4 protein-coding genes and 1 pseudogene are annotated in these 6,197 nt (G+C 66.8%); 2 read left to right on the top strand and 3 right to left on the bottom strand.

All coding sequences use genetic code 11. The features are described from left to right. Positions 1-136: 136 nt before the first annotated feature. The 3 genes from AWB81_RS28685 to AWB81_RS28675 form a co-directional block, all read right to left on the bottom strand. Entirely contained in the window at positions 137-1,075 is a 939-nt protein-coding gene (locus AWB81_RS28685) for an SMP-30/gluconolactonase/LRE family protein (protein ID WP_062639932.1), read from the bottom strand. A gap of 60 nt (positions 1,076-1,135) precedes the next feature. Further along, complete coding sequence (locus AWB81_RS28680; RefSeq protein WP_062639929.1) at positions 1,136-2,713, bottom strand: aldehyde dehydrogenase (NADP(+)); 1,578 nt, start codon at positions 2,711-2,713, stop codon at positions 1,136-1,138. Positions 2,714-3,031: 318 nt separating this feature from the next. Then, entirely contained in the window at positions 3,032-4,672 is a 1,641-nt protein-coding gene (locus AWB81_RS28675; protein ID WP_143753574.1) for an MFS transporter, read from the bottom strand. 161 nt (positions 4,673-4,833) lie between these two features. Here AWB81_RS28675 and AWB81_RS28670 point away from each other — a divergent pair, with 161 nt between their 5' ends. Together AWB81_RS28670 and fnr are read left to right on the top strand one after the other, a co-directional pair. Next, entirely contained in the window at positions 4,834-5,313 is a 480-nt protein-coding gene (locus AWB81_RS28670; protein ID WP_062639925.1) for a universal stress protein, read from the top strand. A gap of 90 nt (positions 5,314-5,403) precedes the next feature. Continuing rightward, positions 5,404-6,113: pseudogene (gene fnr / locus AWB81_RS28665) on the top strand (fumarate/nitrate reduction transcriptional regulator Fnr). Positions 6,114-6,197: the final 84 nt, after the last annotated feature.

The following is a 6,197-nucleotide window of genomic DNA, read 5'->3' as shown; positions in this document are numbered from 1 at the left end:
GCTTTCTTTGCTTACTTTCTTTGCAGCAGCAAAGAAAGTAAGTCCCGCCCCGGACAGGGGCAGAGCTAATAGACCGCAAAGAAAGCAAGTTCCACAGAAGCGCCAAAACCAACAAACCCCGCAAACCCCGCCCGCCCTACCCACCCCGCACCCCCTGCGTATTGACATAGAGCGCATAAAGCCCATGGCTGGCCGCCATGAAGAGCCGATTCCGATGCCGCCCGCCGAAGCACACATTCGCACAACGCTCCGGGAGCGCGATATGTCCGATCGGCTCGCCTTGCGGCGTGAAGACGCGCACGCCGTCGAGTTCGTCGGTGCCCATGCCCCAGCCGCACCAGAGATTGCCGTCCACATCGACGCGAAAGCCGTCCGGCGTGCCCGCCCCGGCGTCGATCGCTTCGCGCCGGTTCGCCAGCCGCCGTCCGCCGTCGACGACATCGAACGCATAGATCTTGCGCGGAACCGAGCGCGACTCGACCACGTACAGCACCGACTCGTCCGGCGAGAACGCGAGGCCGTTCGGCCCAACGAAGTCGTCGATCATCAGGCTCACTTCGCCATTCTGTGCGTCGACGCGATACACGCCCGGCTTCAGTTGCGGCTCCGCTTTTTCGCCTTCGTAGAAGCCGTCGATGCCGAAAGTCGGATCGCTGAACCAGATCGAGCCGTCGGATTTCACGATCACGTCGTTTGGCGAATTGAGCGGCTTGCCGTCGAAGCGGTCGGCGAGCACGGTAATCGAACCGTCGTATTCGGTGCGCGTGACGCGCCGCGTAAGATGCTCGCAGGAGACGAACCGGCCTTCGCGGTCGCGCGTGTGGCCGTTCGCGTTGTTCGAAGGCTGGCGGAACGTGCCGACTTCGCCCGTCGCTTCGTCCCAGCGCAGGATGCGGTTGTTCGGAATGTCGCTCCACAGCAGATAGCGTGCGTCGCCGAACCAGACCGGTCCTTCCGACCAGCGCGCGCCCTGATACAGGCATTCCACCGACGCCGACGCGATCGTGAGCGCCTTGAAACGCGGATCGAGCACGCGCACGGAAGGATCGGGATAGCGGCGCTCCTGACTCGTCATGATGTCGTCTCCTCAAATGAAAAACGGGCGCCGTGCGCCCGCCTTTTGCTGTCGTTAGATTCAGTTTGGCCCGAGTTCGCCGTCCCGCAGGCGCCACAGGTTGAGCGGATTGTCGTCGGAAAGCGCTTGCGGCAGCAAGGCCGCCGGCAGGTCCTGATAGCAGACCGGACGCAGGAAGCGCTCGATCGCGAGCGCGCCGACCGAGGTCGAGCGGCTGTCGGATGTCGCCGGAAACGGCCCGCCGTGAACCATCGCGTACGACACCTCGACGCCCGTCGGAAAGCCGTTCGCGAGAATCCGCCCCGCCTTGCGTTCGAGAACCGGCAAAAGGCGCTTCGCGAACTCGAAGTCGTCGCTTTCGAGATGCAACGTCGCCGTCAACTGGCCTTCGAGATGGCGCGCGACCGCGAGCATCTCGTCCTCGTCGGCGCACACGACGATTAGCGACGTCGGTCCGAAGATTTCGTCCGCGAGTTGCGGCGTCGCCAGAAACTGCTCGGCGCTCGCCTCATAAAGCGCGGGCAGCGCGGCGCACGAAGCGTCCGACTTCGCGCCGGTCGCCAGGCGCTCGACGCCCGTCTTGTCGCGCGCTTTCACGCCTTCCGCGTAGGCTGCGGCGATGCCCGCCGTGAGCATCGTCTGCGCGCCCTTCTTCTCCAGCGCGGCCGACGCGGCGTCGATGAACTCCTGCAGATGCGGCCCTTCCAGCGCGATCACAAGACCCGGATTCGTGCAGAACTGCCCGACGCCGAGCGTCACCGAATCGACGAAACCGGCCGCGAGCGTGTCCGCGCGCGCCGCCAGCGCGCCCGGTAGCGCAAAGAGCGGATTGACACTGCTCATTTCGGCGAATACGGGAATCGGCTCGGCGCGCTTCGCGGCAATGTCGATCAGTGCCAGGCCGCCGCGCCGCGAGCCGGTGAAACCGACCGCCCGGATCGCCGGATGCGCGACGAGCGCCTCGCCGATCGCGTTGCCCGCGCCCACGACGAGCGAGAACACGCCTTCGGGCAGGCCGCTGTCGGCAACCGCCTTCTGGATTGCGCGCCCGACGAGTTCGGAGGTGCCGAGATGCGCCGGATGCGCCTTCACGACGACGGGACAGCCCGCCGCGAACGCCGACGCCGTGTCGCCGCCCGCCACCGAGAACGCGACCGGAAAATTACTCGCGCCGAACACGGCGACCGGCCCGACCGGAATCTTCTGCAGGCGCAGGTCGGGACGCGGCAGCGGCTTGCGATCCGGTTGCGCGGAATCCAGCGTCGCGCCGATCCAGCGCCCCTCGCGCACGAGCGACGCGAACAGCTTCAGCTGTCCGATGGTGCGGGCGCGCTCGCCTTCGATGCGCGCCTTCGGCAGCGCGGACTCGGCGCTCGCGCGCTCGATGAGCGCGTCGCCGAGCGCGAGGATGTTGTCCGCGATGGCTTCGAGAAACTCCGCCCGGGTTTCGAGCGATGCGCGGCGAAACGGGTCGAACGCTTCCTCCGCCAGTTCGCAGGCGCGCGCGACTTCCGCCGCGCCGCCGCCGCCGAATGTCGGTTCCAGTTCGGCGCCGCGGGCCGGGTCGAACGCCCGGAGCGTGGCGTCGGAGCCTCGCAGCGCGCTCGCGCCGATCAGCATTTCTCCGGTGATCTTCATCTCTTGCTCCTTCAAGGCGCCCGGCGTGGCGCTGGGCGCCCCGCGAGCTTCGATGGCTGGATGGCCGGACCGGTTTGCCCGCATCCTCGGAATTGCGCGACCGGACGTTTCAAGGCCGTCGTCCCTTCGAGTGACCCGCCCGGCGCCGAAGCGTTCCGCTCGCTTTCAGACGGCGTCGCGATCGGCACTCACGGCGAGCCGATCCGGCGAACGCAAGCAAGGTCGATGCGCGGCATCGGCCGAGGGCATCGACCGCAGCATGCGCCCAAATTTCTTGTCAGACAACCTTGGGAGCGCGCGAGTAGTCGTCAGGCAACCTCATTCCGCGGATGCGGGCGCCGCCGCCGGTGCAGCCGCTATCGTTCCCGCCCGGCGGAACGTGATGTGGGCGATCCGCCGAACGATCAGCGCGGCCGCGAGCGCGGCGACCGCCGTCAGCATCACCCCGATGTGGATCGACTGCACGAGCGCGTCGCGGGCGGCATCGACGAGCGCCTGCGCGTCGAGCCCGGTCGGACGCAGGTCTGCGACGAGGCGCTGCCGCAGGCCGTCGTCGATCAGGATGCGCGGGTCGGCAAAGCGCGGCAGCCATGTGGAGGCCGCCGGCTCGCCGATCACGCGGATCGTGCGCGCGACGACGTTCGCGTAATGATGCGCCACGATCGTCGCGACGATGCTTGTGCCGAGCATGCCGCCCACCATGCGCGTCGATTGCAGGAGCGCGGTCGTGATGCCGAAGCGCTCGCGCCCCGCGATCTCCTGTCCGAACACGTTCAGGTTGTTCAGGATGAAGCCGAGCCCGATGCCGATGCCCGCCATCGGAATCTCGATCCAGATGTGCGGCGTCGAGGCGCGCGCGAACGCCAGCGCGACCGAGGCCGCGAGGAGCAGCGTGAAACCGATCGACAGGATCAGCGTCGGTTTCGGCAGATGGATCACGATGCGCGTGTTGATCACGCTGCCGAGTGCGATGCAGGCGGCGATCGGCGTCGCGAGCAGCCCGGCCTCCTGCGGCGCGAGGCCGAAGCCGCCTTGCAGCAAGAGCGGCGCGAAGAAGATCAGCGAGAACATCACGAAGCCCGCGAGGAACGACAGCGTGAAGAGCGTCACGAGTTGAGGGTCGCGGAAGATGTCGAGCGGGATGATCGGATGTGTCGCGCGCTTTTCGCAGACGAGAAGCGCCGCCGCGCCCGCGATCACGCACGCGGCGAGCGCGACATTGCCGGTGGTCAGGCCGTCCTTCGGCACCGCTTCGATCAGCGCCTGCAGGCAGCCGAGCGTGAAAGCGACGAGCGCGGCGCCGAGCCAGTCGATTCGCACCTCGCCCTGACGCGGACGGTGGAAATTCGGCAGATGCGCCCAGATGAAATACAGGGCCGCCACGCCGACCGGCAGGTTCACGAGAAACGTCGAGCGCCAGCCCCAGTGCTGGCTCATCCAGCCGCCGAGCGACGGTCCCGCCGCCGTGCCGATGCCATACGCCGCCGCCATCACGACCTGCCAGCGCACGCGGGCGCGCGGATCGGGAAAGAGATCGGGAATCGACGCGAACGCGGTGCCCACCATCATCCCGCCGCCGACGCCCTGCAGGCCGCGCGCAATCACGAGAAAGAGCATGTCGTTCGCGACCCCGCACAGCACCGACGCCACCGTGAACGTGATCACCGCCGCGATCACGAAGCGCTTGCGGCCGAAGTAGTCGCCGAGCCGCCCGAACACCGGCACCGTGACCACCGACGCCAGCAGATAGGCGCTCGCGATCCACGCGTAGTACTCGAACCCGTGCAGTTCGGCGACGATCGACGGCAACGCCGTGCTGACGACCGTCTGATCGAGCGCGACCAGCATGTTGACGAGGCCGATGCCGAGCATCGCAAAAAGGGCGTTCCGGAACGGCAGGGCGGGATTAGTCTGGGTCACGGTCGGGAGGGAGGCTGTGGGCGCCGCTTGCGGCCGCACACGTATTAAGCGCTCGCCGCAAATGACTCAGCCTGAATTGTAAGGCAACTTTTCCGCGCGCCGGTCCACGCCAAAATCTCAGGAACGCGGCACTCGTCAATGCGACACCGGTCAGATTGATTCATCTTGTTCTTATTTCCACGCCGAAAAAGGAGGTTCGCATGTTCAAACGAATCGTCGTCGCGATCGACGGTAGCCAGACGTCCCGCCGCGCGTTCGAAGCCGCGCTCGAACTCGCCGCGACGCACGGCGCCGTCCTTCAGCCGTTCTACGTGGTGGAAAGCACGCCGCTCTACTTCGACGTTCCGGGCTACGATCCGTCATCGCTGCGCACGAAACTCGTCGAGGAAGGCGCGACGCTCGGCCGCGAGGCGCTCGACGCGATGAAGGTGCGCGGCGTCGAAGGCGACGTGGCGACCGCCGAGGCTTCGTCGCTCGACGACGTCTCCGCGCTCGTGCTCGACGCCGCCCGCGCCTTCAACGCCGACCTGCTCGTGATGGGCACGCACGGCCGCAAGGGCTTTCAGCGGCTGATCCTCGGCAGCGTCGCGGAGCGCTGCCTCAGGCAGGCAACCTTGCCGGTGCTACTGATTCCATCGGCGGCCGGTTCGGAAAAATCGACCACAATGCCCGCCGAGTAACTGACGGAACCGGTAAGTGTGACGTTTGGTCGCCCGGGGCGCGCTCGTTCGATGGGACAATCGTTTGTCATTTGTCAAACCGAGCGCGCCATGCAAATCGCCATCCGCCCCCGCCGCCACGCCGCCCATTGCTCGAACTGCGCGATGCGCCATCTGTGCATGCCCGAAGGCCTCTCGCCCGAGGAAACCGAGAAAGTCGAAGACGTCATTTCCGCCACGCGCGCCGTGCGGCGCGGCGAGGCGCTCTTTCGCACCGGCGACCCGTTCGACTCGCTCTATGCCATCCGTTCGGGGTCGATCAAGTCGGTCGTATCGCGCGAAGGCGGCCGCGAGCAGGTGACGGGCCTCTACCTCAGCGGCGATGCGCTCGGGCTCGACGGTATCGGCGAAAACCGCCACATGTCCACGGCGATCGCGCTCGAAGACAGTTCCGTGTGCATCGTGCCGTATGCACGCTTCGAGCGTGTTTGCCGCGAAACCGGCTCGATCCAGCGGCGGCTGCATCAGATGATGAGCCGGAGATCATCCGCGAAACCAATCAGCTGACCACGCTCGGCTCGCTGCGCGCCGACGAGCGCGTCGCACGCCTCCTGCTCGACCTGTCCGCGCGCTTTACGCGGCGCGGCTACGCGGCGACGGAATTCACGCTGCGCATGACGCGCGACGACATCGGCAGCTATCTCGGCATCACCCTCGAAACCGTGAGCCGCACGCTGTCGCGCTTCCAGCAACGCGGCCTGATCGACGCCCACGGCAAGTTCATCCGCATCCGCGACTTCGACGGTTTGCGCGCGGTCTGAGTTCCCCGCTCGCGTCGCTCGAAGGCGGCGCGTTCTGACGAATTCGCCGGAGCGTGGGATCATGGCGGGATTCTCGGATTTTCG

This window comes from Caballeronia arationis (assembly GCF_001544975.2).
Classification (GTDB): domain Bacteria; phylum Pseudomonadota; class Gammaproteobacteria; order Burkholderiales; family Burkholderiaceae; genus Caballeronia; species Caballeronia arationis.
Note: the sequence above shows the minus strand (reverse complement) of the source record. Positions and strands in the feature narration are given on the sequence as shown.